Origin of the sequence: Nocardioides halotolerans DSM 19273 (assembly GCF_000422805.1) — a bacterium.
Classification (GTDB): domain Bacteria; phylum Actinomycetota; class Actinomycetes; order Propionibacteriales; family Nocardioidaceae; genus Nocardioides; species Nocardioides halotolerans.
Genome location: NZ_AUGT01000023.1, coordinates 40,102 through 64,553, shown reverse-complemented (window position 1 = coordinate 64,553; position 24,452 = coordinate 40,102). Strand labels below are relative to the sequence as shown.

The 24,452-nt window shown below is 72.4% G+C and carries 27 protein-coding genes; 10 read left to right on the top strand and 17 right to left on the bottom strand.

Annotation, left to right across the window (positions count from 1 at the left end):
• Window positions 1–60: 60 nt before the first annotated feature.
• Both G514_RS25410 and G514_RS25405 read left to right on the top strand, forming a co-directional pair.
• Entirely contained in the window at window positions 61–867 is an 807-nt protein-coding gene (locus G514_RS25410) for a septum formation family protein (RefSeq protein WP_036563958.1), read from the top strand.
• On the top strand, window positions 864–1,703 hold the full coding sequence (locus tag G514_RS25405) for a septum formation family protein (RefSeq protein WP_051247062.1): 840 nt from the start codon (window positions 864–866) through the stop codon (window positions 1,701–1,703). Before G514_RS25410 ends, G514_RS25405 begins: the two co-directional genes overlap by 4 nt.
• 64 nt (window positions 1,704–1,767) lie before the next feature.
• On the opposite strand, the gene era is transcribed toward G514_RS25405, so the two are convergent.
• The 8 genes from era to G514_RS0107215 all read right to left on the bottom strand — a co-directional run bounded on the left by era (window position 1,768) and on the right by G514_RS0107215 (window position 9,486).
• On the bottom strand, window positions 1,768–2,703 hold the full coding sequence (era, locus tag G514_RS0107250; RefSeq protein WP_028651215.1) for a GTPase Era: 936 nt from the start codon (window positions 2,701–2,703) through the stop codon (window positions 1,768–1,770).
• Window positions 2,697–3,458, bottom strand: a complete 762-nt coding sequence (locus G514_RS0107245; RefSeq protein WP_028651214.1) for a siderophore-interacting protein — start codon at window positions 3,456–3,458, stop codon at window positions 2,697–2,699. The genes era and G514_RS0107245 overlap by 7 nt, the downstream gene beginning before the upstream one ends.
• A gap of 31 nt (window positions 3,459–3,489) precedes the next feature.
• A complete protein-coding gene (locus tag G514_RS0107240) occupies window positions 3,490–4,788 on the bottom strand; it encodes an SAM-dependent methyltransferase (protein WP_028651213.1) in 1,299 nt (432 codons plus the stop codon).
• Complete coding sequence (locus G514_RS0107235; protein WP_028651212.1) at window positions 4,785–6,212, bottom strand: FAD-binding oxidoreductase; 1,428 nt, start codon at window positions 6,210–6,212, stop codon at window positions 4,785–4,787. The genes G514_RS0107240 and G514_RS0107235 overlap by 4 nt, the downstream gene beginning before the upstream one ends.
• Window positions 6,213–6,306: 94 nt before the next feature.
• The gene (locus tag G514_RS0107230) at window positions 6,307–6,648 is read right to left on the bottom strand and encodes a cytidine/deoxycytidylate deaminase family protein (protein ID WP_028651211.1); all 342 of its coding nucleotides are present in this window, start codon (window positions 6,646–6,648) and stop codon (window positions 6,307–6,309) included.
• Window positions 6,645–7,955 (bottom strand): hemolysin family protein, encoded by a 1,311-nt coding sequence (locus tag G514_RS25400; RefSeq protein ID WP_036563956.1) that lies wholly within the window; start codon window positions 7,953–7,955, stop codon window positions 6,645–6,647. The genes G514_RS0107230 and G514_RS25400 overlap by 4 nt, the downstream gene beginning before the upstream one ends.
• 18 nt (window positions 7,956–7,973) lie before the next feature.
• Window positions 7,974–8,423 (bottom strand): rRNA maturation RNase YbeY, encoded by a 450-nt coding sequence (gene ybeY, locus G514_RS0107220; protein ID WP_028651210.1) that lies wholly within the window; start codon window positions 8,421–8,423, stop codon window positions 7,974–7,976.
• A 10-nt stretch (window positions 8,424–8,433) separates the two neighbouring features.
• Window positions 8,434–9,486: a PhoH family protein gene (locus tag G514_RS0107215; protein ID WP_028651209.1), complete on the bottom strand. Its 1,053-nt coding sequence runs from the start codon at window positions 9,484–9,486 to the stop codon at window positions 8,434–8,436.
• Window positions 9,487–9,593: 107 nt separating this feature from the next.
• Between G514_RS0107215 and G514_RS25395 the strand changes: the two genes are divergently transcribed.
• Complete coding sequence (locus G514_RS25395) at window positions 9,594–9,860, top strand: hypothetical protein (protein WP_036563954.1); 267 nt, start codon at window positions 9,594–9,596, stop codon at window positions 9,858–9,860.
• A gap of 8 nt (window positions 9,861–9,868) precedes the next feature.
• Here G514_RS25395 and G514_RS0107205 read toward each other — a convergent pair whose 3' ends face one another.
• Window positions 9,869–11,083, bottom strand: a complete 1,215-nt coding sequence (locus G514_RS0107205) for a hypothetical protein (protein WP_028651208.1) — start codon at window positions 11,081–11,083, stop codon at window positions 9,869–9,871.
• The gene (locus G514_RS0107200) at window positions 11,080–11,418 is read right to left on the bottom strand and encodes an HIT domain-containing protein (protein WP_028651207.1); all 339 of its coding nucleotides are present in this window, start codon (window positions 11,416–11,418) and stop codon (window positions 11,080–11,082) included. Before G514_RS0107200 ends, G514_RS0107205 begins: the two co-directional genes overlap by 4 nt.
• Window positions 11,419–11,501: 83 nt before the next feature.
• Between G514_RS0107200 and G514_RS0107195 the strand changes: the two genes are divergently transcribed.
• From G514_RS0107195 to G514_RS25390, 4 genes are read left to right on the top strand one after another with little or no spacing between them, the layout of a single operon-like run.
• Window positions 11,502–12,065 carry a SigE family RNA polymerase sigma factor gene (locus G514_RS0107195; protein ID WP_245582129.1) on the top strand — a complete coding sequence of 188 codons (564 nt, stop codon included), beginning with the start codon at window positions 11,502–11,504 and terminating at the stop codon, window positions 12,063–12,065.
• A complete protein-coding gene (locus G514_RS0107190) occupies window positions 12,065–13,039 on the top strand; it encodes a Gmad2 immunoglobulin-like domain-containing protein (RefSeq protein ID WP_028651205.1) in 975 nt (324 codons plus the stop codon). The genes G514_RS0107195 and G514_RS0107190 overlap by 1 nt, the downstream gene beginning before the upstream one ends.
• Before the next feature lie 58 nt (window positions 13,040–13,097).
• A complete protein-coding gene (locus G514_RS0107185; RefSeq protein WP_028651204.1) occupies window positions 13,098–14,024 on the top strand; it encodes a Gmad2 immunoglobulin-like domain-containing protein in 927 nt (308 codons plus the stop codon).
• Window positions 14,025–14,042: 18 nt separating this feature from the next.
• Window positions 14,043–15,089, top strand: coding sequence for a winged helix DNA-binding domain-containing protein (locus G514_RS25390; RefSeq protein WP_036563952.1), 1,047 nt, complete (start codon window positions 14,043–14,045; stop codon window positions 15,087–15,089).
• A gap of 4 nt (window positions 15,090–15,093) precedes the next feature.
• Here G514_RS25390 and G514_RS0107175 read toward each other — a convergent pair whose 3' ends face one another.
• Genes G514_RS0107175 through hrcA form a run of 3 tightly spaced genes read right to left on the bottom strand, consistent with a single transcriptional unit; the run spans window position 15,094 to window position 18,062 of the window.
• Complete coding sequence (locus G514_RS0107175; protein WP_028651203.1) at window positions 15,094–15,837, bottom strand: 16S rRNA (uracil(1498)-N(3))-methyltransferase; 744 nt, start codon at window positions 15,835–15,837, stop codon at window positions 15,094–15,096.
• A 10-nt stretch (window positions 15,838–15,847) separates the two neighbouring features.
• The gene (dnaJ, locus tag G514_RS0107170) at window positions 15,848–17,023 is read right to left on the bottom strand and encodes a molecular chaperone DnaJ (protein ID WP_028651202.1); all 1,176 of its coding nucleotides are present in this window, start codon (window positions 17,021–17,023) and stop codon (window positions 15,848–15,850) included.
• 25 nt (window positions 17,024–17,048) lie between these two features.
• Window positions 17,049–18,062, bottom strand: a complete 1,014-nt coding sequence (hrcA, locus tag G514_RS0107165) for a heat-inducible transcriptional repressor HrcA (RefSeq protein ID WP_028651201.1) — start codon at window positions 18,060–18,062, stop codon at window positions 17,049–17,051.
• Window positions 18,063–18,145: 83 nt separating this feature from the next.
• Here hrcA and G514_RS25385 point away from each other — a divergent pair, with 83 nt between their 5' ends.
• From G514_RS25385 to G514_RS0107150, 3 genes are read left to right on the top strand one after another with little or no spacing between them, the layout of a single operon-like run.
• Window positions 18,146–19,012, top strand: a complete 867-nt coding sequence (locus tag G514_RS25385; RefSeq protein ID WP_051247033.1) for an MBL fold metallo-hydrolase — start codon at window positions 18,146–18,148, stop codon at window positions 19,010–19,012.
• A 37-nt stretch (window positions 19,013–19,049) separates the two neighbouring features.
• A complete protein-coding gene (locus G514_RS0107155) occupies window positions 19,050–19,250 on the top strand; it encodes a hypothetical protein (RefSeq protein ID WP_028651200.1) in 201 nt (66 codons plus the stop codon).
• Window positions 19,251–19,302: 52 nt separating this feature from the next.
• Window positions 19,303–20,145 carry a DUF3097 domain-containing protein gene (locus G514_RS0107150; protein WP_028651199.1) on the top strand — a complete coding sequence of 281 codons (843 nt, stop codon included), beginning with the start codon at window positions 19,303–19,305 and terminating at the stop codon, window positions 20,143–20,145.
• 3 nt (window positions 20,146–20,148) lie between these two features.
• Here G514_RS0107150 and G514_RS25380 read toward each other — a convergent pair whose 3' ends face one another.
• From G514_RS25380 to G514_RS0107130, 4 genes are all read right to left on the bottom strand, one after another.
• Complete coding sequence (locus tag G514_RS25380) at window positions 20,149–20,565, bottom strand: TM2 domain-containing protein (RefSeq protein ID WP_051247031.1); 417 nt, start codon at window positions 20,563–20,565, stop codon at window positions 20,149–20,151.
• Between the two features lie 64 nt (window positions 20,566–20,629).
• Window positions 20,630–21,868: a radical SAM family heme chaperone HemW gene (hemW, locus tag G514_RS0107140; RefSeq protein ID WP_028651198.1), complete on the bottom strand. Its 1,239-nt coding sequence runs from the start codon at window positions 21,866–21,868 to the stop codon at window positions 20,630–20,632.
• A gap of 24 nt (window positions 21,869–21,892) precedes the next feature.
• The gene (locus tag G514_RS0107135; RefSeq protein WP_028651197.1) at window positions 21,893–23,716 is read right to left on the bottom strand and encodes an AMP-dependent synthetase/ligase; all 1,824 of its coding nucleotides are present in this window, start codon (window positions 23,714–23,716) and stop codon (window positions 21,893–21,895) included.
• A 70-nt stretch (window positions 23,717–23,786) separates the two neighbouring features.
• Complete coding sequence (locus tag G514_RS0107130; RefSeq protein WP_211222069.1) at window positions 23,787–24,437, bottom strand: MOSC domain-containing protein; 651 nt, start codon at window positions 24,435–24,437, stop codon at window positions 23,787–23,789.
• Between the last annotated feature and the right edge of the window lie 15 nt (window positions 24,438–24,452).

Below are 24,452 nucleotides of genomic sequence, written 5' to 3'. Positions count from 1 at the left end.
GGCCCGCCGGTAGGCTCTGGTCGGTTCCGGCCATGACGCAGGCCACAGCAGGGAGGTCACGTGCGCGCTCGCGCCGCAACGCTCGCGAGCGTGCTCGTCGCGGCCGCGCTCGTGCTCGCTGCCTGCGGCCAGGACGACAACGGCAACGTCGACAGCGACCAGGTCGACGCGGTCGAGCCCCCGCAGCAGGGTGCCTGCCGGGTGCTGACTCCCGAGGACGTCGCCCTGCCGAGCAACGCGACCAAGGTCGTCGACTGCTCGACGAGGCACACGGCGGAGACGTTCGCGGTCGGCGACCTGCCCCCGGTGGCCGCCGACGCGGCCTACGACGCAGAGGAGCTCGGCGCGTTCGCCTACCAGACCTGCTCCACGAAGTTCCGGGAGTTCCTCGGCGCCGACGAGAGCACGGTGCTGCGGACCGTCGTCAGCTGGGCGTGGTTCCGGCCGTCGGAGAAGGCATGGGAGAAGGGCGCGCGGTGGTACCGCTGCGACGTGATCGGCGGCGGCGAGGAGAGCAAGGCGTACGCCGCGCTCCCGCCCACCGCGGCGGGGCTGCTGGCCCAGCAGCCCACCAACGACGAGTGGATGGTGTGCGCCAACGGCCCCTCGGTCCAGGGCGCGCCCAAGATCCCCTGCACCGAGAAGCACAACTGGCGCGCCGTCACCACCATCAAGGTGGGCGACCCGGAGGACCCCTACCCCGGCGACCGGGTGGTCGAGGTGACCACCCGCGACTACTGCTCCCGCTCGGTCGGGGCGTGGCTGGGCTACCCGCCGGCCTACGACTTCGGCTACACGTGGTTCCACGAGGGCGAGTGGAAGGCCGGCAACCGCCGGTCGGTCTGCTGGGCGGCCACGACCGCATGAGAGCCGTGGTCGTCGCGGTGGCGCTCCTGGCGCTCGCGTCGTGCACGAGCGACGACGCGGAGCCCGACGCGAAGCCGACGCCGACACCCACCGCCACCCCGAGCGCGACGCCCGCCCCGGCGCCACCGCCCGCCCCCGCGGTCGGCGCGTGCTACCGGCTGTCCTACACCGAGGCGGTCGCGCCGACCAACGAGGACACCCCGGTCGCGTGCGCCAAGGGGCACACCACACAGACCTTCGCCGTGGGCCGTCTCGACCTGGTCACCAACGGGCACCTGCTCGCCGTCGACTCCGAGGAGGTCCGCGCGCAGGTGGCCCGTCGCTGCCCGACGAAGCTCGCGGCGTACGTCGGCGGCACCGAGGCGCAGCTGCGCCTCTCGCTGCTCCGGCCGGTGTGGTTCACGCCGACGATCGAGCAGGCCGACGCAGGTGCGGCGTGGTACCGCTGCGACGTCATCGCGGTCTCCGGCGACAAGCGCATCGCCAAGGTCGAGGGCGACCTCGCCGGCGTCCTCGAGAAGGCCGCCGGCCGCGAGGCGTACGGCATGTGCGGCACCTCCACACCCGGCGAGGCGGCCTTCGCCCGGGTGCTCTGCCGCGAGGACCACAGCTGGAAGGCGATCTCGGTGGTCGACCTGTCCGGCAAGGCGGCCAAGAAGGGTCGCTACCCGGGCGAGGGCGTCGTCAAGGACGCCGGCCAGGGGCCGTGCGCCGACGCCGCCCGCGAGATCGCCTCCGACGCGCTCGACTACCAGTGGGGCTACGAGTGGCCCACCAGGGACCAGTGGCAGGCGGGGCAGACCTACGGCCGGTGCTGGTCGCCCGACCCGGCCTGACCGACGGCGGGGTCGCGCGCCTCGGCGATCGCCTGCCACGCCGCGACGGGTGCGGGGATCGTGATCAGAAGCCCAGCTTGCGGAGCTGTCGCGGGTCGCGCTGCCAGTCCTTGGCGATCTTCACGTGCAGGTCGAGGTAGACCGGGGTGCCGAGCAGCGCCTCGATCGACCTCCGCGCGCGCATGCCGACGTCCTTGAGGCGGGCGCCCTTGTGGCCGATGACGATGCCCTTCTGGGAGTCGCGCTCGACGTAGAGGCTGGCGTGGATGTCGAGCAGCGGCTTGTCGGCCGGCCGGTCCTCCCGCGGCAGCATCTCCTCGACGACCACGGCGATCGAGTGCGGGAGCTCGTCGCGGACGCCGTCGAGCGCCGCCTCGCGGATCAGCTCGGCGACCAGGACCTCCTCGGGGGCGTCGGTCAGCTCGCCGTCGGGGTAGAGCTGCGGCCCCTCGGGCAGCAGTGCCAGCAGCAGGTCCGCGAGGAGCTGCACCTGGCTCTGTGGTTCGTCGCCCTGGACCGCCGAGACCGGCACGATCTCGGCCCACTCGATGCCGGCCTCGGCGCCGAGGCGCTGGATGTCGAGGAGGTGCTCGCCGATCCGCTCGGGCCCCGCCAGGTCGGTCTTGGTCGCGACGGCGACCTTCGTCGTGCGCTTGATCTTGGACATCTCGGTGACGATGAAGCGGTCGCCGGGGCCGATCTTCTCGTTGCTCGGGAAGCACACGGCCACCACGTCGACCTCGGCCCACGTGCTGCGGACCAGGTCGTTGAGCCGCTCGCCGAGCAGGGTGCGCGGCCGGTGCAGGCCCGGGGTGTCCACGAGGACCAGCTGCCCGTCGGGCCGGTGCACGATGCCTCGCACCACGGTGCGGGTGGTCTGCGGCTTGTCGGAGGTGATCACCACTTTCTGCCCGACCAGCGCGTTGGTGAGGGTGGACTTGCCGGCGTTGGGGCGGCCCACGAACGACGCGAACCCGCTGCGGAAGCCGGCGGTCACGATCGGGCCTCGTCGTAGCGCGCCCAGATCTGCTCGTCGCTGAGCCCCTGCGCCTTGCCCTCGCGCCAGATCGGGCCGGGATCGACCGCCCGCGGCTGCCGGCCGCTCGAGGACCGCCAGTAGCCCATCACGTCGTAGGCCGTCGCGGGCAGCTTGCGGTCGCGCATGAGGTGCTTGCGGATCGCGCGCATCTGCGCGGACTCGCCGGCCATCCAGAAGTAGCCCTCGCCCGGCGGCCACTCGATCGCCTCGACGACCTCGGCCAGCCTGCTGGTGCCCGGCGGCGACTCGAGCCAGGTGACGTCCACGGTGCCGGGGAGGTAGCCGGGCAGCGGGTCGGCGACCTCGGCCCACATCCGGGTGGGCAGCGCGGTCGTCTCGGCGATCCGGGCCATCGCGGGCAGCCCCGTCAGGTCGCCCACCAGCAGCAGCCACGCCGCGCCGGAGGGCGGGTCGAAGGAGCCCTTCGCCTCGGTGATCGTCACGGTCGAGCCGACGCAGTCGTCGCGCACCACCCACTCGGTGACCAGGCCGACGTCGTGGAGCACCACGTCGAGCACCAGGACACCCTCCACGTAGGACCGGACCGTGTAGTAGCGGCTCTGGAACTGCCCCGGCACCACCAGGCCGACCCACTCGTCGGGGATGCCCGTCGACGCGAACGCCGGGTCGACCGCCAGGGTCAGCCGCACGAGGTGCGCGGACAGCTCCTCGCGGCGCTCGACGCGCGCGGCGTACTGGCTGGCCCGGGTGCTCACCGGACCAACGGTAGTGGTGGTGCCGCGCCGGTCAGACGCCCCAGTCGTGCCGCAGCGGGTAGCCGCTCTCGCCGTGCTCGTCGGTCTTGGTCGCCAGCACGTGGTGGAGCTGGATCTCGTTGCGCTCGAAGGCGATCCGCGACCCCGCCATGTAGAGGCCCCACACGCGCGCGGTGCCCTCGCCGACCTCGGCGACGCACGCGTCCCAGTTGTCGGCGAGGTTCTTGCACCAGCCGGCCAGGGTCTTGGCGTAGTGGATCCGGAAGTTCTCCTCGTGCTGCACCTCGAGGCCGGCGTTCTGCACCTCGGTGATGATCTTGCCGCTGCCGATCAGCTCGCCGTCGGGGAAGACGTAGCGGTCGAGGAACTGCCCGGTCTCGCGCCAGCGGTTGTCGTGCCGGGTGATGCAGTGGTTGAGCAGCCGGCCCTGGGGCTTGAGGCGGTCCTTGATGAAGCCGAAGTACGCCGGGTAGTTCTTCACGCCGATGTGCTCGGTGAGACCGATCGAGGAGATCGCGTCGAAGCCGGTCTCCTCCACGTGCCGGTAGTCCATGAACCGGACCTCGGCCAGGTGGTCGAGCCCCTCCTCCTTGATCTTCTGCATCGCCCACGAGGCCTGCTCGCGCGACAGCGTCACGCCGAGCGCCTTGACGCCGTACTCCCGCGCCGCGTGCCGCACCATGCCGCCCCAGCCGCAGCCGAGGTCGAGCAGACGCTGGCCGGGCTGGAGGTCGAGCTTGCGCGCGACCAGGTCGTACTTGTGCGCCTGCGCCTCCTCGAGCGTCGCGTCCTCGGTCGGGAAGACCGCGCAGGTGTAGGTCATCGACGGGCCCAGGACGTACTCGTAGAAGGTGTTGGAGACGTCGTAGTGGTGGTGGATCGCCTCGGCGTCGCGGCCGAGCGAGTGGCGCAGCCCCTCGAGCGTGCGGCGCAGCCTCGAGGGCGCCTCCTGGGGCGGAGGGGCCGGCGGGCGGAGGTGGGAGATGCCGAGGCTGCGCAGCAGCGACAGCGCCTCGACCGGGCTCGGGCGGCGGAAGGAGAGCTTGCTGGCGATGAGCTTGAACGCCTCGTAGGGGTCGCCCTCCGGGGCGCCGCGCACCTCGAGATCGCCGCTGACGTAGGCACGGCCGAAGCCGAGGTCGCCGGGCGCGGTGAGGATGTAGTTGAGACCGCGCTCGGTCGCCAGGTGGATGCCGTACGGCGAGTCCTCCGGCCCGGCTGCGCTGCCGTCGTAGGCCGTGAAGCGCAGCGGGAGCGGCTCCTTCAGCATCGAGTTGAGCGCCTCGGCGATAGAGAGCTTGGTCTTGCCGGGGGTCAGGGTCGTGGTCATCGGTCGCGTACCGCCTTGTCGTAGAGGCTCAGGAGCCGGTCATCAGGGTCGTAGCGCTGCTTCACGGCGGCCAGGTGCGGGCCGTCGTACAGCTTGTCGAAGGTCTCGCGGTCGTAGAAGGCCTCGGAGTAGAGCGACTTGTGGCCGCCCAGCTCGGCGACCTTGGCCTCGATGGCCCGGTTGAGGGGCGCGTCGGGCGCCTCGGGGCCGACGTGCACCGTGCCCCAGAAGCCGACGTTGACGTAGGTGGTGCCGGGGTGGAGCGGGTAGGTCGGCCACTGGTGGCCGGCGCTGGTGCCGGGGCTGACCAGCGGGCACAGCCAGACCGGTCGCATCCCGACCTCGGCGTCGAACCACGCCAGGAACTCCTCGAGCCGCTCCACCGGGATCTCGACGTCCTGCACCACCTGCTCGCGCTGGGGCCGCCCCTTGCGGCGGTCGACCCAGTCCATGAACCCGGTGCGGTGGTTGAGGCCGATCAGGTGGTGGTAGACGTCGCTGCGCCGCCAGCGCCGGGGCCACAGCCGCCGCACGGTGGGGTTCTGGACCCCGAACGCGCCCGAGCACCAGAACCAGTCGGTGTCCCACCGCCACAGGTAGTCGTGGGTCGTCAGCAGGTCGGTCTGCCGCTGCTGGATCGACCGGTAGTAGATCTGCTGGCCGGTGTAGTCGCTGGTCCGCTCCAGCGCCTTCGGCGCCCCGTCGATCGGGTTCTCCTCGCCAGCCTCCGCGCTGAGCCAGCGCGCGAGGGTGAGGTAGTACTCCCCCGGCTGGAACGCCACGCCGTCGAGGCCGTCGACCTGGAGCCCGTCGTGGAGCCGGGTGTCGACGATCTCGGCGACGGTCTTCGCCAGGAGGCCCGCGTCGTCGAAGCGCACGTGGCGCAGCTCGACTCGGTCGGGCACCTTCTCCAGCTTGATCCGGATCCGCGTGGCGTAGCCGAGCGACCCGTAGGAGTTGGGGAAGGTGTCGAACAGGTCACTGTGCTCATGGGGGGCGGGGCGCGTCGTCACGATCTTGCCCGCGCCGGTGAAGACGTCCATCTCCTCCACCGACTCGTGCGGCAGGCCGCTGCGGAAGCTGGTCGACTCGATGCCGAGCCCGGTCACCGCGCCGCCCAGCGTGATCGTCTTGAGCTGCGGGACGACGTACGGGATCAGGCCGTGCGGCAGGGTCGCGTCGACGAGGTGCTCATAGGTGCACATGCCCTGCACCTCGGCGACCTGGCGCTCGGCGTCGACCTCGATCACCCCGTCGAGCCCGCTCACGTCGAGGCCGGGGGTGCGGTGGCGGGCCCGGGGCCGGAACAGGTTCGAGGTCTTCTTGGCCAGTCGTACCGGTGCGCCCGCCGGGATCGCGGCGTACGACGCCCGCAACCGAGCCACCGCCTCCTCGTGGCGCGCCCAAGCGCTCCCCTCAGTCACCCGGGGCACGTTACTCCGGACGTGTTGCGCGTGGATGACGAGATCCTGTGGAGCTCTGTGTCACCCGCTCGTGGAGCGGCCGGGACAGAGGCGCTCAGGTCGTCGTCGAGCTGGAGACGGTCCCCCGCGGGTCACCGACGTGCACGACGACGCCCGGGCCGGCGAAGTCGCGCAGCACGTCGAGGTCGAGGGGCGACACCTGCCCGGAGTCGCCGAGCACGACGGCGGCCTCGAGGCCACGCGAGCCGGATGAGACTGCCATAGCGACGCAGACACCGAGCGCCGAGACCTGCAGCGAGGGCAGGGCGACGGTTGCCGCGGCGTAGGTGCGGCCGTCGGAGTCGCGGACGGCGGCCCCCTCGCGCGCGGCGGTGCGGGAGCGGGTGGCGCGAGCGAGGGTGACGAGCTTGTCGTCCTCGGGCGAGAGGTCAGTCACGGACGGCCTCCTTCGACGCCCTGCTTCGTCGCCACCTCGAGCTCGGCGTCGGGCGCGGGCTCGACGCGCGCGATGCGGACCGTGCCGATCTTGTTGCGGCGGCCCGCGGTGTCCTCGGCGGTGAACCGGAGCCCGTGCGCGACCACCTGCGAGCCGGGGATGGGCACCAGGCCGAGGTGCTTGGCCATCAGTCCGCCGACCGAGTCGACGTCGTCCTCCTCGACCTGGAAGCCGAACAGCTCGTCGAGGTCGTCGGTGGGATAGCGGGAGGAGACCCGCACCGACCCGTCCTCGAGGGTCTCCGGGGTGATCTCGTCGGCGTCGTACTCGTCGGTGATCTCACCGACGATCTCCTCGAGGAGGTCCTCGATCGTGACGAGGCCGGCGGTGCCGCCGTACTCGTCGACCACGATCGCGAGGTGCTGGCTGCGTGCCTGCATCTCGCGCAGCAGGTCGTCGACGGGCTTGGACTCGGGCACCCAGTAGACCTCGCGCATCACCTCGTCGATGTGCTGGGTGAGCTCGACGTCGGGCGCCTCGAAGTCGCGGCGCACGATGTCCTTGAGGTAGGCCACGCCGACGATGTGGTCGAGGTTGTCCTCGATCACCGGCACCCGCGAGAAGCCCGAGCGCAGGAAGAGCGACATGGTCTGGCGGAGGTTCTTGTGCCGCTCGACGAACACGACGTCGTTGCGCGGGACCATCACCTCGCGGACCGTGGTGTCGCCGAGCTCGAAGACGGAGTGGATCATCCGCCGCTCACCGGCCTCGATCAGCGCCGAGGCCTCGGCGATGTCGACGAGCTCGCGCAGCTCGGTCTCGGTCGAGAACGGTCCCTCGCGGAAGCCCTTGCCGGGCGTGAGCATGTTGCCGATGAGGATCAGCAGCCTCGGGATCGGGCCGAGCACCGTGGTCACCCAGCTCAGGGGCGCCGCGGACCAGAGCGCGACCCGCTCGTTGTGCTGGCGGCCCAGGGTGCGGGGCGCCACGCCGATCGCGACGAACGAGACCACCAGCATCACGCCGATCGTCGTGAACGCGCCCGGCAGCCAGCGGCCGTCGTAGGCGCTGGTGACCTCGCGGGTCACGATCACGATCGCCGAGATCTCGCAGAGCAGGCGGAGCAGGATCGCGGTGTTGAGGTAGGGCGCCGGGTCGGCCAGCATCGTGACGAGACGCCGCGAGCCCGCCTGCCCCTCGGCCTGGAGCTCCTCGGCGCGCGCCCGGCTGAACGACGTGAGCGCTGCGTCGGCAGCCGAGAAGAGACCGGCCAGCAGCACCAGCGCGGCGGCCAGGACGATGATCATGAGCGGGTCAGGGTCCCGTCAGCGACTTCGCCACGCGGCGAGGAGCTCGTCCTGGAGGCCGAACATCTCGGCGTGCTCCTCGGGCTCGGCGTGGTCGTAGCCGAGCAGGTGCAGGATCCCGTGCACGGTGAGCAGCTCGAGCTCGGCGTCGGTCGAGTGGCCGGCCGTCACGGCCTGCTTCTCGGCGATCGACGGGCACAGCATCAGGTCACCGAGGATGCCCTCCTCGGGGTCCTCGTTGACCAGGCCGGGACGCAGCTCGTCCATCGGGAAGGCCAGCACGTCGGTCGGGCCTTCGCCCTCCATCCACTTCTCGTTGAGCTCGGTCATCGTCTCGGTGTCGACAGCCTTGATGCACAGCTCGGCGAGCGGGTGCACCCGCATCCGGTCGAGCACGAAGCGGCTCAGCCCGACGAGGTGGTCGACGTCCAGCGCCTCACCGGACTCGTTGAGCACCTCGATGCTCACCGTTGCCCACTCACGGGCGACCCGTCGTGCGCGGACCTCGCTGCTCGCGCCGCTGGGCCTCGACGTCGAACTCCTCGTAGGCCGCGACGATCTTGCCGACCAGCCGGTGCCGCACGACGTCGTGGGCGGTGAGCCGGCAGAAGCTGATGTCCTCGACGTCGTCGAGGATGCCCTCGACCACGCGCAGCCCCGACTGGGTGCCGCCGGGCAGGTCGACCTGGGTGACGTCACCGGTCACCACGATCTTGGAGCCGAACCCGAGGCGGGTCAGGAACATCTTCATCTGCTCGGGCGAGGTGTTCTGGGCCTCGTCGAGGATGATGAACGCGTCGTTGAGGGAGCGCCCGCGCATGTAGGCGAGCGGCGCGACCTCGATGGTGCCGGCGGCGAGCAGCTTGGGGATCGACTCGGGGTCGATCATGTCGTGCAGCGCGTCGTAGAGCGGCCGGAGGTAGGGGTCGATCTTCTCGCTCAGCGTGCCGGGCAGGTAGCCGAGCCGCTCGCCCGCCTCGACCGCGGGGCGGGTGAGGATGATGCGGTTGACGGCCTTCGACTGCAGCGCCTGGACCGCCTTCGCCATCGCGAGGTAGGTCTTGCCGGTGCCGGCGGGGCCGATGCCGAAGGTGATGGTGTGCTTGTCGATCGAGTCGACGTAGCGCTTCTGGTTCAGCGTCTTGGGGCGGATCGAGCGACCGCGGTTGCTGAGGATGTTGAGGCTCAGCACGTCGGCCGGCCGCTCGGTCGTCTCGGCGCGCAGCATCGCCAGCACGCGCTCGACCGTCTCGACGCTCACGCCCTGGCCGGTGCGGATGATCGCGACCAGCTCGTCGAGCAGGCGCTCGGCGAGGGCGATCTCGGACGGCTGGCCCGAGAGCGTGATCCGGTTGCCGCGGACGTGGATGTCCGCGTCGAAGGCCTGCTCGATGAGACCGAGGTGCTCGTCGCCGGGGCCGAGCAGGCTGACCATGTTGATGCTGTTGGGGACCACGACGGTGTGACGTGCGTTCTGGGGAGCCGTCGGCGGGGTCGAGGTCGTCGCCACATCAGGAGTGCTGTCAGTCATGTGTGCCCGGGCGGGCAGGCCTTTCGGTCGGCAGTGAACCCTTCCATGTTACGGGCTGGGCGCGCTCCGTCCCACCTGGTTGCGCGCCGGGGACGTAGGGTCTGCTCATGCCGGTCGATGACTCCGTCGACTACACGGAGGAGTACGGCGACGAGAACACGCCGCCCTCGTGGTTCCCGGGCGGCCACCTGCCCGCGGACGCGCGCCGGATGGGGCTGACCCACCACGTGCCGGAGGGTGCGCTGCTGGACTTCGCCGGCAAGCTCGACGCCACCAAGCCGTGGCACCGGATGGCGGCGTGGGGGCTGCTGGTGGTCTTCGGCCTGCCGGTGGTGTTCGCGGTGATGCGGGTGCTGGGAGCGCTCAGCTCGTAGAGCTGGAGTCAGGAGTCGTACGCCACCGACAGCATGCCGAGGCACATCTCGTCGGTGCTGCCCTCGGCCCACATGACGTAGCGGTCCTCGCGCTGGGTCTCGAACGCCGGCAGCTTGTCGCGCAGCCACTGCTGGTGCTGGCACGTCACCCGCACGGTGTCGCCCGGGTCGAGGTGGACGGGGTCGACCGGCTTGGAGCCCTGGTCGTCGAAGTCCCACACGGGGATCCGCAGGATCGTCTTCTCGCGGTCGGTGCCCGGGTTGACCTCGATGGTGATCTTGCGGCCGAGCAGGTGCATGTGGCCGGCGACGCCGAGGATGGTCATGCCGCGGTTGATCGGCCGCGTGCAGGTCGTCGTCTCGCTGGGCTCGATCTCGGTGCCGCAGAGGAAGTGCAGGAGCGTGTTGGTGTTGCCGGCCGCGCCGAACCGCTTCTTGACGTCGATCGCCGCGGCGTCGCGGTCGCACAGCGGCCCGTCGCTGTGGTCGGCGCGGCAGGGCAGCTCGACCGGGGCCGGCATCAGGAACGTGTGCAGCGCGGTGAGGTCGGTGCTGCCGGGCATCCACCGCAGCTGGGTCGCCGACTGGTCGGGGGCGGCGCCCTTGAGCAGGTTGTAGTGGACCTGCATCACGATCCGCGAGCCGGCCTCGAGCCGGACGCCGTAGTCGTCGCGGGTCTTGGTCTCGTCGCCGCCGGGCGCCCACGCCGCGAGCCAGTTGGCGTCGTCGAGGTCACCGAACTCCCCGGCGATGCCGGTGCCCCCGAAGCAGGTCCAGCCGGGGTCGCCGCTGGCGGCGTCCTTCGCCTCGGCGGCCTTGACGTCGTCGGGTGAGAGCTTGAACAGGATCACGTGGTGGACGACGTCGGGGTTGCCGGGCAGCACGTTGCTGCCGGTCAGCCAGACGTCCTGGTCGAGCTGGGGGTCGAGCAGGAAGCAGCGGTAGTCGTCGGTGCCGCTGCCGTAAGGAGCCGACGGCGTGTAGGTCTCCGGCATCGTCAGCGTCATCCGCTGCTCGCCCTCGCGCAGCGGCAGCAGCTTGCCCTTCGGCACCGCGGCCAGCTCCTGGGCCTCGACCTCGGGCGGCTTGGTGGGGGTGAGGAGCGCCCCCGGGTCGCCCGCGCGACGGCCGTCGTCGCCGGCGTCCATGCAGGCGGCCGCGAACGGCACCACCAGCGCGACCGCCGCCGAGACGAGCACGCGGCGGGCGGAGCGGGCGGTCACCCGGGCGGCCAGGTCATCGAGCGCCCGGCGAGCAGGTGCAGGTGGGTGTGGAAGACGGTCTGGCCGGCGCCGGCGCCGGTGTTGAACACCAGGCGGTAGTCGTCGTGGCCCTCGGCGGCGGCGACGGCGGCCGCGGTGGTGACCAGCTCGGCGGACGCCTGGGGGTCGCCGGCGGCGAGCGCTGCGGCGCTGGCGTAGTGGTCGCGCGGGACCACCAGCACGTGGGTCGGAGCCTGCGGGTCGACGTCGCGGAACGCGATCGTGCGCTCGGTGGCGTGCACGACGTCGGACTCGACGTCACCTGCGACGATGCCGCAGAACAAGCAGCCCTCCACGACCGCGCTCCCTCCTCGAGACCCCCGCCGTCATCGTCGCACAGGCGTGTCAACCGGCGAAGGCGGTGAAGCGTCAGACTGGTGTGACCGCACGTTCCCTGTTGGCCACGTCGAGGCCGCTGGAGGTCGACCTGGACGCCGACACCGCGCTCGAGCAGCTCTACGCCGCACACTGGCGCGGGCTGGTGCGGCTGGCCGTCCTCCTCCTGCGCGACCGCGGCGCGGCCGAGGAGGTCGTGCAGGACTCGTTCGTGGCGATGCACGGCCGGTGGCGCTCGCTCCACGACCACGACAAGGCCCTCGCCTACCTGCGGCGGACGGTGGTCAACCGGTCGCGCTCGGCACTGCGGCACCGCGGCGTCGTGGAGCGGTACGTCGCCCGGCAGGGCCCGGCGCTGACGCTCGCCGACCCGGCGGACACCCCGGCCCTCGTGAGCGACCGGCGTAGCGCCGTGCTCGACGCCCTGCGTGCGCTGCCCACCCGGCAGCGGGAGGTGCTCGTCCTGCGCCACTACCTCGACCTGTCCGAGACCGAGATCGCCGAGACCCTCGGGATCAGCCGCGGCTCGGTGAAGGCGCACGCCTCCCGCGGCTCGGCCGCCCTGCGCGGCCTGCTCGCCGACCAGCTCCACGAGGGAGAGATCTGATGGACGACCTGGCCACGCTGATGCGGGAGGCGGTCGAGGACGTCGAGCCGTCCGACCGGCGCGCGGAGCTGCGCGAGCGGGTCGCGGCCGCGTCGAAGCGGCGCCGCGTGCGCTACGGCGTCACCGTCGGCCTGCTCGCCGCGGCGGCCGTGACGACCGGCGTCGCGGTGGCGGTCCACCAGTCCGACGGCCCCGAGGCCCAGGTGTCGCACGGCACGCACGCGATCGACCGCAGCCGCGACCAGCGCCCGGCGTACGCGCTCTACTACGTCGGCGACACGCCCCAGGGTCCGCGGCTCTTCCGGGAGTTCCGGACCGGCCCCGGGCCTGGCACCACCCCCGGCGCGGCGCTCGACCTGCTGCAGGCCGACCCGGACGACCCCGACTACGCGTCGTACTGGTCGCCGGGACAGCTGCTCGGCGCCGAGCTCGTCGACGACGTCATCGAGGTCGACGTCGACCCGTCGCTGGCCCAGCTCTCGGCGGGCATGAGCGTGGCCGACGGCGAGCTCGCGCTCCAGCAGGTCGTCTACACCGTCCAGGCCGCGGCCGGCGACGCGCAGCTGCCCGTCCAGTTCGTCCACGACGGCAACCCGGTGGCCGAGGTGTTCGGGCAGCCGACGAGCGAACCGCTGACGAGCGCGCCGCAGCTCGACGTGCTCGCCCTCGCCAGCATCAGCGACCCGACCGAGCGGCGGGTGGTGGTCGACTCGTTCAGCGCCCGCGGCCGGGCCAGCTCGTTCGAGGGGAACGTGCCGTGGGAGCTGCGCGCCCCCGACGGGAGCCTCGTGCGCTCCGGCACCTCGCAGACCTACGGGTGGGAGGACCACCTCTACCCCTGGGCAACCGGCCCGATCGACGTGTCCGACCTCGAGCCGGGCGACTACACCTTCGCGGTCATGACCGACGACCCCTCCGGCGGCGAGGAGGGGGCCGGGCCGACGGTCGACACGCGCACGGTCGTCATCAAGTAGCGGCGGACACACGGCCCAATTCCCACCAGTCACACCTGTCCCAGCAGAGGATGGACCCATGACCGCCCACCGCACCCGACTCCGCGCCGTCCTCGCCCCGCTGCTGGCGATCGGACTTGCCGTCGGGCTGGCGGGCTGCGGCGACGACGACGACCCGCAGGCCAACGACCCCAACGACAAGCCGTCGCACTCGACCAAGCCCACCAGGACGCCGAAGCCGAGCGACGACCCGAGCGCCACCCAGTCAGGCGGAGGCGAGCCGGACCGCGTCGCCGCACCGCTGTACTTCGTGGGTGACACGCCCCAGGGGCCGCGGCTGTTCCGCGAGTTCCAGCAGGTCGAGGCCGACAACCCGGCCGACGAGGCGCTGGCCCTGATCAGCGCCGGCGACGCCGACGACCCCGACTACGGCACCCTGCTCCCGGGCGGGCAGCTGCGGCTGGCGGGCTACGACGAGATCGCGTCGGTGACCGTCCCCGACGAGGTCCAGGACCGGCCGGGCGACATGAGCACCAAGGACGCCAAGCTCGCCCTCCAGCAGGTCGTCTACACCGTCCAGGGCGTGCTCCAGCAGCGCATCCCGATCGGCTTCGTCACCGCCGACGGCGACAGCACGACGTTCCTGGGGCTGCCGACGCCGTCGGGCGGCTTCAAGGCCGCGCCGCAGAACAACGTGCTCGCCCTGGTCAACATCACCCAGCCGCAGCAGGGCTCCGAGCCCGGGCGGACGTTCGTCGCCAGCGGCGTCGCCAACTCCTTCGAGGCGACGGTGCCGTGGCAGGTGCGCGACGAGAACGGCAACCAGGTGCTCGAGGGCTTCGCGACCGCCGAAGGCTGGGGCGACCACCTCTACCCGTGGGAGTCCGCGGTCGACGCGAGCGCCCTGCCGCCGGGCGTCTACACCTTCGTGGCGATGACCGACGACCCGTCGGACGGCGAGGGCTTCGGGCCGACCGAGGACACCAAGACGTTCACGATCAGCTGACGGGCGAGGCTCGACCGCGTGAGGCTCTCCCCGCGACGACTCAACCGCACCCTGCTCCAGCGGCAGCACCTTCTCGCGCGGACCGACGCGACCCCGCACGAGGTGGTGCGCCACCTCGTCGGCCTCCAGGCGCAGGAGAACCTGCCGCCGTACCTCTCCCTGGCCGCGCGGCTGAGGTCGTTCGACCCCCACGACGTGTCCGCCGGGCTCGAGGACCGCTCGCTCGTGCGTCTCCTGACCATGCGCGGCACCGTGCACCTGCTGGTCGCCGATGACGCCCTGACGCTGCGGCAGTGGACGGCGCCGGTGCACGAGCGCGAGATCAGGCTCAGCCAGAGCATCGGCCCCGCCCGCGACGTCGACCGGGAGGCGTTCCTCGAGGCCCTCGCCGAGCTGCTCGCCGACGGGCCCCAGCCGCAGAAGGCGCTCGGGCTCGCCCTGGCCGAGCGGTTCGCCGGCCCGACCGCCACGCAGCTGGGCCAGCTCGCCCGGTCGGCGGCGCCGCTGGTGCAGTGCCCGCCGCGCGGCACCTGGCGTGGCAGCGGCGGCGTGGTCTACCAGTACGTCGACCGGTGGCTGGGGCGTCCGCTCGTGGAGCCCGACGTCGAGGAGATCGTGCGCCGCTACCTGCGCGCCTACGGCCCCGCGACCGCGGCCGACGTCACGGCGTGGTCGGCGGTGACCCGGCTGGGGCCGGTCGTCAAGGCGATCGACGACCTGGTGGTCCATGAGGACGAGCACGGCAAGCCGGTCTACGACCTCCCGGGGCTCGAGCTCGCCGACGAGGACGCACCGGCGCCGGTGCGGCTGCTCGGGCAGTACGACAACGTCTGGCTCTCCCACGCCGCCCGCGACCGGGTGACGACGCCGGAGACGCGCTCGTTGTGGATGGGCACCAACGGCGGCCTGGCCAGCACGATCTTCGCCGACGGGATGCTGGTCGGTCTGTGGCGCCCCACGAACGGCCGGGTCGAGATCCTCTCCACGGTCCGCGACCTCACCCGGCAGGAGAGGTCCGAGCTCGACGACGAGGTCGCCCGCGTCGACGAGCTCCTCGCCCGCTGATCCCTCAGCTCCAGCGCGACGTGCGGGACAGCAGCGCGGACACGGCCGCGACGCCCGCGGTGGAGGTGCGCAGCACCTCGGTGCCGAGCCGCGCGGTGCGCGCCCCGGCGTCCTCGAACGCCGCCAGCTCCTCTGGCGCGAGGCCGCCCTCGGGCCCGACCACGAGGACGACGGGGTCGGGCACGTCGGCCGGCACCAGCGCGGGCAGCGCCAGCGTCGCCTCCTCGTGCAGCACCAGCGCCAGCGGCGCGCCGGCCACGAGCGCGGCCACGTCGGCCGTCGTGGCGAGCGGGGACACCTCGGGGAACCACGCGCGCCGCGCCTGCTTGGCGGCCTCGCGCGCCGTCGCCTGCCACTTGGTGAGCGACTTCGCGGCCCGGTCGCCACGCCAGACCGCGACCGACCGCGCTGCGGCCCAAGGCACGATGCGGGCGACGCCGACCTCGGTGAGGAGCTCGACCGCCAGCTCGCCGCGGTCGCCCTTGGGGAGTGCCTGGACGACCACCAGCTCCGGCACGGGCCGCGGGACCGACGAGACCGAGCGCACCACGACGTCGAGCCGCGCCTTGCCCGTCGCGGTCACCTCGCACTCGGCCACCTGACCGGCGCCGTCGGTCAGCACCACCGACTCGCCCACCGCGAGGCGGCGTACGACGACCGCGTGGTGCGCCTCGGCGCCCTCGACCGTGACCGTCGAGCCCGCGTCGACGCCCGCGAGCGACGGCACCAGGTGGACGTGCAGCGACATCGGCGTCGCGTCAGTGCGGGTTGAAGGCGTCGCGGAGCCGGCCGAACGGGCTCTTGCGGCCACCGGGCCGCAGCCGCGCGGCGGGCTGCTCCTCGCCACGGATGGCGGCGAGCTCGCGCAGCAGCTCCTCCTCACGAGGGCCGAGCCGCGACGGCGTCTCCACCGCGATCGTCACCACCAGGTCACCCCGGCCGCCTCGAAGCCCGGGGACGCCGCGGCCGCGCAGCACCTGCTCGGTGCCCGACTGCGTGCCGGGATGGACGTCGAGCTCGAAGGTGGTCTCGAGGTCGGTCGAGGCGCCTTCCGGACGCACGACGTCGGCCTCCAGGGTCGGCAGCTCGAGCGTCGTGCCCAGCGCCGCGGCGGTCATCGGGACCGTCACTGTGCAGTGCAGGTCGTTGCCGTGCCGGGTGAACACCTCGTGGTGCGCGACGTGGATCTCGACGTAGAGGTCGCCGGGCGGGCCGCCGCCGGGGCCGACCTCGCCCTCGTCGGCGAGCTGCACGCGGGTGCCGGTGTCGACGCCGGCGGGGATCTTGACGGTCAGCGTCCGCCGGGAGCGGACCCTGCCGTCGCCCGAGCACTCGCGGCAGGGGTCGGGGATGATCGAGCCGAAGCCGCGGCAGGCCGCGCACGGGCGCAGCGTGCGGATCTCGCCCAGGAACGACCGCTGCACGTGGGCCACCTCGCCCGCGCCCCGGCAGGTCTCGCAGGTCTGCGGGTGCGAGCCCGGGGCCGCGCCTTCGCCGTGGCAGGTCGAGCACACGACGGCGGTGTCGACCTTGAGCTCGCGGGTGACGCCGAACGCCGCCTCGGCGAGCTCGACCTCGATCCGGATCAGCGCGTCCTGGCCGCGCCGGGTGCGCGGCCGCGGGCCGCGGCCCTGACCGCCCTGCTGGCCGCCGAAGAACGCGTCCATGATGTCGGTGAACGAGAAGCCGGCGCCCTGCCCGAAGCCGCCCATCCCGCCGAACGGGTCGCCGCCGCGGTCGTACGCCGCCCGCTTCTGGGGGTCCGACAGGACCTCGTAGGCGCGCCCGATCTCCTGGAAGCGCGACTGCGCCTCCGGGTCGGGGTTGACGTCGGGGTGCAGCTGACGCGCCTTCTTGCGGTAGGCCTTCTTGATGGCGTCCGCGTCGGCGTCCGGGCTCACGCCCAGGAGGGCGTACAGGTCCTGCTGTGTCATGGTTCCCTTCGGGAGTGGGGGCGTCTCACGCCTCGTCGAGGATCCGCGAGACGTAGCGGGCGACGGCACGCACCGCTGCCATCGTGCCTGGGTAGTCCATGCGGGTGGGTCCGACGATGCCGAGCGTGGCGACGGCCTCGTCCTTCGGGCCGTAGCCGGTCGTGACCACGCTCGTCGCCGCGAGCTGCTCGTAGGGCCCTTCGGCACCGATCGTCACGGTGACCGCGCCGCCGGTCGAGGCCTCGCCGAGCAGCTTGAGCAGCACGACGTGCTCCTCCAGCGCCTCGAGGAGCGGCCGCACCGCGGAGTCGAAGCTGTCGCCGTAGCGCGCCAGGTTGGCCGCGCCGCCGACCACGATCCGCTCGTCGGAGCGCTGGTCGATCATCGCGTCGACCAGGACGTCGACGACCGCGGCCGTCGTGCCCCCGTCGCCGGGAGGGACGGCGGCCCGCAGCGCGGTCACCGCATCGGCGATGACCTCGCCGGCCGCCGCGGCGTTGAGCCGGGTGCGGAGGTCGGAGAGGGCCAGGTCGGTCAGGTCGGTGGCGAGCTCGACGATGCGCTGCTCGACCCGCCCGGTGCTGAGGATCAGCACGACGAGGAGCCGGCTCGGCGCCAGCGCGACCATCTCGATGTGCCGGACCGTCGAGCGCGAGAGCGTGGGGTACTGCACCATCGCGACCTGGCGGGTCAGCTGCGAGAGCACCCGCACCGAGCGACCGACGACGTCGTCGAGGTCGACAGCACCGTCGAGGAAGGTCGCGATCGCCCGCTTCTCCGGGGCGCTCATCGGCTTGACCGTGGTGAGCCGGTCGACGAAGAGCCGGTAGCCCTTGTCGGTCGGCACCCGGCCCGCGCTCGTGTGCGGCTGGGTGATGTAGCCCTCGTCCTCCAGCGCGGCCATGTCGTTGCGGACGGTGGCCGGCGAGACGCCCAGCCCGTGGCGCTCCACCAGCGCCTTGGAGCCGACCGGCTCCTCAGTGGCCACGTAGTCCTCGACGATGGCGCGCAGCACCTCGAGCCGACGTTCCTCCTGCATCGCCACCTCCGACCTGGCACTCGTCCGTCCTGAGTGCCAATGCTACTCGGCCGGCGCCATCACGCCCCGCTCATACTGAGGGGGTGCGGTTCACCGAGGTAGGTCATGACGTCTGGGTCGGCCGCTACGAGTGGTTCGACGTCAACATCACGCTGGTGCGTGGCACCGCGGGCCTGCTGGTGGTCGACACCCACGCCTCCGCGGCTGCCGCCCGGGAGGTGGTCGCCGACGTCCGCGCCCTCGGGGCGGGCGACGTGGTCGCGGTCGTGAACACCCACGAGCACTTCGACCACACCTTCGGCAACGGCGTCCTCCTCGCGGAGTACGGCGCGGTGCCGGTGCACGCCCACGAGGTCGCGGCCGCCCGCACCGTCGAGGCGGGCGAGTGGATCAAGGCGCGATACGACGAGCCCGCCAACGCCGACGACCCGCACCGCGAGGAGGTGCAGGAGACCGAGGTCGTGCCGGCGGACACGACGTTCTCCTCCGCCGTCGCGCTCGACCTCGGCGACCGGATGGTCGAGCTGGTCCACCCCGGGCGCGGCCACACCGCGGGCGACCTCGTCGTCCGCGTGCCCGACGCCGACGTCCTGCTCGCCGGCGACCTGGTCGAGGAGTCGGCGCTGCGCCAGGGCGTGCCCGGCTTCGGGTCCGACTGCTACCCGCTGGAGTGGCCGCTCACCCTCGACATCGTGCTGGGGCTGCTGACGGCCGGCTCCGTGGTCGTGCCCGGTCACGGCGCCCCCGTCGACCGGGAGTTCGTCGAGGCCCAGCGCAACGACATCGGCATCCTCGCCGAGACCGTCCGCGACCTCGCGACCCGTGGGGTCCCCGTCGCCGAGGCCCTCGACAGCGCGGAGTGGCCCTTCCCCAGGGAGTACCTCGCCGACGCCGTGAGCCGCGGCTACGAGCACCTCCCCCGCAGCCAGAAGCGCCTGCCGCTGGTCTGAGCCTGCGCCCGCCCGGTCGTCGGGGGTACTGGAGGGCATGACGAGCTCGAGCGACGAGACACAGGACACCCAGGGCATCGACGACGAGGCGCTGCCGGAGGACCTCAGGCCCGGCGACGACAACCCGCTGGCCGAGGGACTGGACGCCGAGGAGACCGCGGGCGACCTGGGCCCGGGCGAGCTGCTGGAGGAGGGCAAGAAGCCCGACCAGTGGGACGACGAGCAGCTCGAGGACTGACTCTCGGCGTGTGCTGCCCGGGGCGCCCGGCGCCCGCCCCTACCGTCGTGGGGTGGCCGACCGCTATGGGACAGACGTGCTCGCGGGCGACTGGCAGGCCCCCAGGCGCGGGCGCGCCGTCGAGGCCGCCGCCGAGCTCGGAGCCGTGGTCGAGGAGGTCATGAGCGACTTCTGCGGCGAGATCGTCGCGGTCGACCGCGACCTCGACACCCTGACCCTCGAGGACCGCCGCGGCCGGCGCCGCACGTTCCCGCTCGGGCCGGGGTTCCTGCTCGAGGGCCGGCCGGTGATCCTCCGCCCGCCGGTCCGGCAGGCCGCACCCGCCCGGCCGACCCGCACCGCCTCGGGCTCGGTCGCCGTGCACGGCGCACGGGCGCGCGTCGCACGGGCCAGCCGCATCTACGTCGAGGGCCGCCACGACGCCGAGCTGGTCGAGAAGGTGTGGGGCGACGACCTGCGCCTCGAGGGCGTCGTCGTCGAGTACCTCGGGGGCGTCGACGACCTCGTGGGGCACCTGCGCGACTTCGGGCCTACCGCCGAGCGCAAGGTGGGCGTGCTCGTCGACCACCTGGTGCCCGGCTCCAAGGAGAGCCGGATCGCCGACGAGGTCGCCCGCTCCCCGGTCGGGGCGCACGTGCTGGTCGTCGGCCACCCGTTCGTCGACGTCTGGCAGGCCGTCAAGCCCGACCGGATCGGCCTGTCGGAGTGGCCCGAGATCCCCCGCTCGGTCGAGTGGAAGAAGGGCGTCTGCGCCCACCTCGGCTGGCCGCACGCCACCCAGGCCGACATCGCGCGCGCGTGGCAGCACATCCTGGCCCGGGTCTCGTCCTACGACGACCTCGAGCCCGCGCTCCTCGGCCGGGTCGAGGAGCTCATCGACCACGTCACGGCCTGAGGGTCACGGTCTGAGGATGTAGCCCTGCGCGTCTTTGGTGTCGTCGTGCACCAGCATCAGGATGCCGTCGATGAGCGTCCAGATGTGGGCCAGCCCGCAGGTCAGCACCGTCGCGACCGTCTGCCAGACCCCGATCGTCGTGTCGCCGATGTAGTAGCGGCCGATCCCGAACGGCAGCAGGATCTGCAGCAGCCCGGCGACGATCTTGGACTTCTCGGAGTACGGGATGCCGGTGGCGGGGTGCAGCCCGTACGGCGCCTGCGAGCTCACGCCGTAGCCACCCGCGGGCACGCCCGGCGCGGTGTAGCCGGCGTAGCCCGGCCCAGGCGTCGTCGGGGGCGGCGGAGGCGGCGGAGGCGGCGGGACCGAACCGTAGGGCTGGGTCGGGTCCGGCGGCGGGGTGTCGGGACCGGTCGTCATGCGGCACAGCCTAGGGCCGTCGCGGGCCTCGGACGGGGTGCCTCAGGGAGGGTTCAGGGTCGGGTCAGGGGAGCAGGTCGCGGACCACGCCGTCGGCCAGCAGCCGGCCCTCGGCGGTCAGCACCAGCCGGTCGCCCTCGACCGTGACCAGGCCGCGGGCGACCTGTCCGTCGACGGCCGCGCGACCGGCCTCGTCGAGCACGGCGAGCGGCAGGCCCTGGCGCAGGCGGAGCTCGAGCAGCACCCGCTCCACGCGCCGGGTCCCGGGGTCGAGCACCTCGCGCGCCTGCGCCGGGCTGACGCCGGCCGCGATCCGGTCGGCGTACGCCGCAGGGTGCCGCACGTTCCACCACCGCACACCGCCGACGTGGGAGTGCGCCCCGGGGCCGACTCCCCACCAGTCGGCGCCCGTCCAGTAGAGGAGGTTGTGCCGGCAGCGGGTGGACTCGTCGGTGGCCCAGTTGCTGACCTCGTACCACCCCAGCCCCGCGGCGGAGAGCCGCGCGTCGGCGACGGCGTACTTGTCCGCGAGGTCGTCCTCGTCGGGCATCGGCAGCTCGCCGCGGCGGACCCGGCGGGCCAGTGCCGTGCCGTCCTCGACGATGAGGGAGTACGCCGAGACGTGGTCGGGCCCGCACGCGAGCGCCGCGTCGAGGGTGGCCTCCCAGTCGGCGAGCGACTCCCCCGGCGTGCCGTAGATCAGGTCCAGGCTGATGCTCCCGCCGGAGGCGGGCTCGAACCCGGCCGCGCGCGCCCAGGCCACCACGTCGGGGACCCGCGCCGGGTCGTGGGTGCGGTCGAGGACGCGGAGCACGTGGCCGACCGCGGACTGCATGCCGAAGGAGATCCGGTTGAACCCGGCCTCGCGGAGCGCCACGAGGTCGGGGGCAGTCACGCTGTCGGGGTTCGCCTCGGTGGTGACCTCGGCCCCGGGGGCCAGCCCGAGCTCGTCGTCGATCGCGGCCAGCACGGCGCCGAGGTCGGCGGGGCTCAGCAGCGTCGGCGTGCCCCCACCGAGGAAGACCGTCTCGACCGGGGCCGGGGTGCCGAGCACCCGCCCGGCCAGCCGCACCTCCTCGACCGCGGCGGCGGCGTACGTCGTGCGGGAGGCGCCGGGCACGCCGCCGGCCGTGCCGAGGTCGGCGACCGTGTAGGTGTTGAAGTCGCAGTAGCCGCAGCGGACCGTGCAGAACGGCACGTGCACGTAGACGCCGAACGGCCGCTCGGCGACACCGGCCAGCGCCGAGGCCGGGAGGCTGCCGTCGCTCGGCGCCGGCTCTCCTTCGGGCAGGGCTGACGGCACCCGACCAGTGTGCCGGGGGGCGGGTCAGCCCGTGTAGAAGGCGTCGATCCGGTCCTTGTTGTTGCTCTCGACGACGTTGCGCTTGACCTTCATCGACGGGGTCAGCTCACCCGACTCGACCGAGAGGTCGTGGTCGAGGAGCTCCCACTTCTTGATGGTCTCCCAGCGGTTGAGCCGCTGGTTGAGCTGGTCGACGTACTCCCCCACCATCGCGCGCACCGGCTCGGAGCCGACGATCTCGGCGTAGGACCGGCCGGCCATGTCGTGGTCGGCGGCCCAGCCGTTCATGGCGTCCTCGTCGAGGGTGATCAGGGCGACGCAGTAGTTCTTCTCGTCGCCGAAGACCACGAACTGGCTGGCGTAGGGGCACAGCGCCTTGAACTTCGACTCGATCGCCGACGGGGCGATGTACTTGCCGCCGGAGGTCTTGAAGAGGTCCTTGATCCGGCCGGTGATCGTCAGGAAGCCGTCGGCGTCGATGGAGCCCTTGTCGCCGGTGTGCAGCCAGCCGTCGGGGGTGAGCGCCTGGGCGGTCTCCTCGGGCAGGTTGTGGTAGCCGTCCATGACGTGCGGGCCCTTGATCATGACCTCGTCGCCCTCGCCGAGCTTGATCTCGCTGCCGGGGAACGCCGTGCCGACCGTGCCCATCTTGTAGTCGTCGGGGTGGTTGACCGCGGCGCCGGCGGCGTTCTCGGTCATGCCGTAGCCCTCGAGGATCAGGATGCCGGCGGCGTTGAACCACTCGGCGATCTCCTGGTTGAGCGCGGCGGCGCCCGAGATGAAGAACCGCACCCGGCCGCCGAACCGGTCACGGACCTTGCTGAACACCAGCTTGTCGAAGAGGCCGTGCTGGAGGCTGAGCGGCAGCGGCACCGACTGGCCGGCCCGCTTGCGGCGGTTGACCTCGAGGCCCACCTTGAACGCCTGGTTGAAGATCTTCTCCTTCAGCCCGCCCTCGGCCTGCTGCATGGTGATGATCCGGCCGTGCGCCTTCTCGAAGATGCGCGGGGCGGCGCCCATGAACGTCGGCTTCACCACGCCGAGGTTGTCGACGATCTTGTCGACGCGGCCGTCGATCGCGGTCGCGAACCCGCAGGCGAGCTGCGTCGAGAGCAGCACCTTGCCGAAGGAGTGCGCCATCGGCAGCCAGAGGAACTGCAGGTCATTCTCGTCGAGGATGCCCTGCGCCTCGATCGCCGCGCCCTCGTAGACCCACGCGCGGTGGGTGAGCCGCACGCCCTTGGGGCGGCCGGTGGTGCCGGAGGTGTAGATCAGCGTCGCGAGCTGCTCGGGCCTGATCGCCGCGACGGTCGTCGTGATCGCGTCGGGGTGCTCCACGAGGTACTTCTCACCGAGGTCGGCCAGCTGGTCGAGGGAGATGATCCAGTCGCCATCGGTCGTGCCCTCGAAGGTGACGACCTTGCCGACCGTGGGCAGCTCGGAGCGCCGCTCGGTGAGCTTCTTGATCTGGTCGTCGTCCTCTGCGAAGACGATCTGGCACTCGGAGTCGCTGAGGATGTAGGCCGTGTCCTCCTCGTTGGTGGAGGGGTAGACCGTCGTCGTCGCGCCGCCCGCGCACATCACGGCGAGGTCGGCGAGGATCCACTCGTAGCGGGTCGACGACGCGATGCCGACGCGCTGCTCCGGCTGGACGCCCAGCGAGAGGAGCCCGGCGGCGAGGTTGGCGACCCGGTCGCCGGCCTGCGCCCAGGTGACCGACTCCCACCCGCTGCCGCTGGGGTAGCGGTAGGCCTCGAGGGAGCCCGAGGACGCGACCCGGTCCAGGAAGAGCTGGGCGAAGTTGGGCGTCATCGTGTCGACGAAGCTCGAGTCGATGTTGCGCGGCATTGCGTCTCCTGGCTGGTCCGTCCGAGATCCGTGGGGGCGGCGTTTAGCGACGTAACCTAGTTCACAGGGGCTACCGACCGGTAGCGACCGTCTCGGCGCGCAGCCTGACCTTGGCAGCGAGGCCGTCCAGGCCGAGCAGGCTCGGCAGCAGCTCGGGCTCGCGGGTCAGCGCGCGGAAGAGGTACGACGCGGTCAGCCCGTGACCCGGCCGGTGGACGACCTCGATCGGGTCGCCGGCGGCGAGCACCCCGGGCTGGAGCACCCGCAGGTAGGCGCCGGGGCGCGCCCGCTCGGCGAAGCGGCGCACCCACGCCCGGTTGTCGTGCCCGCAGCGACCCATCCACACCTTGAAGTCGTTGCAGGGCGTGCGCACGAGCGCGACCTCGACGAGCACGGTGCCGATCCGCCAGCGCTCGCCCAGCTCGGCGCCGTCGACGTCCACGCCGGTGGTCGTGAGGTTCTCGCCGAACTCACCGTCGCGGATCTCGTCGCCGAGCTGGTCGGCCCACCAGTCCAGCTCCTCGCGCGCGAACGCGTAGACCGCCTGGTCCGGCCCGCCGTGGTGCCGCGTGTCGGAGACCTGGTCGCCCTCGAGCCCGAGGCGATGCACCTCCACCGGGCCGGTCACAGGCGTCTTGTCGATCGAGGTCCGGCCGATGCCCGCCCACGCCGCGTCGCGCGGCCGGCCGACCTGCACCGACCTCAGCACCCCCTCGTTCACGCCGCCATCATCCCG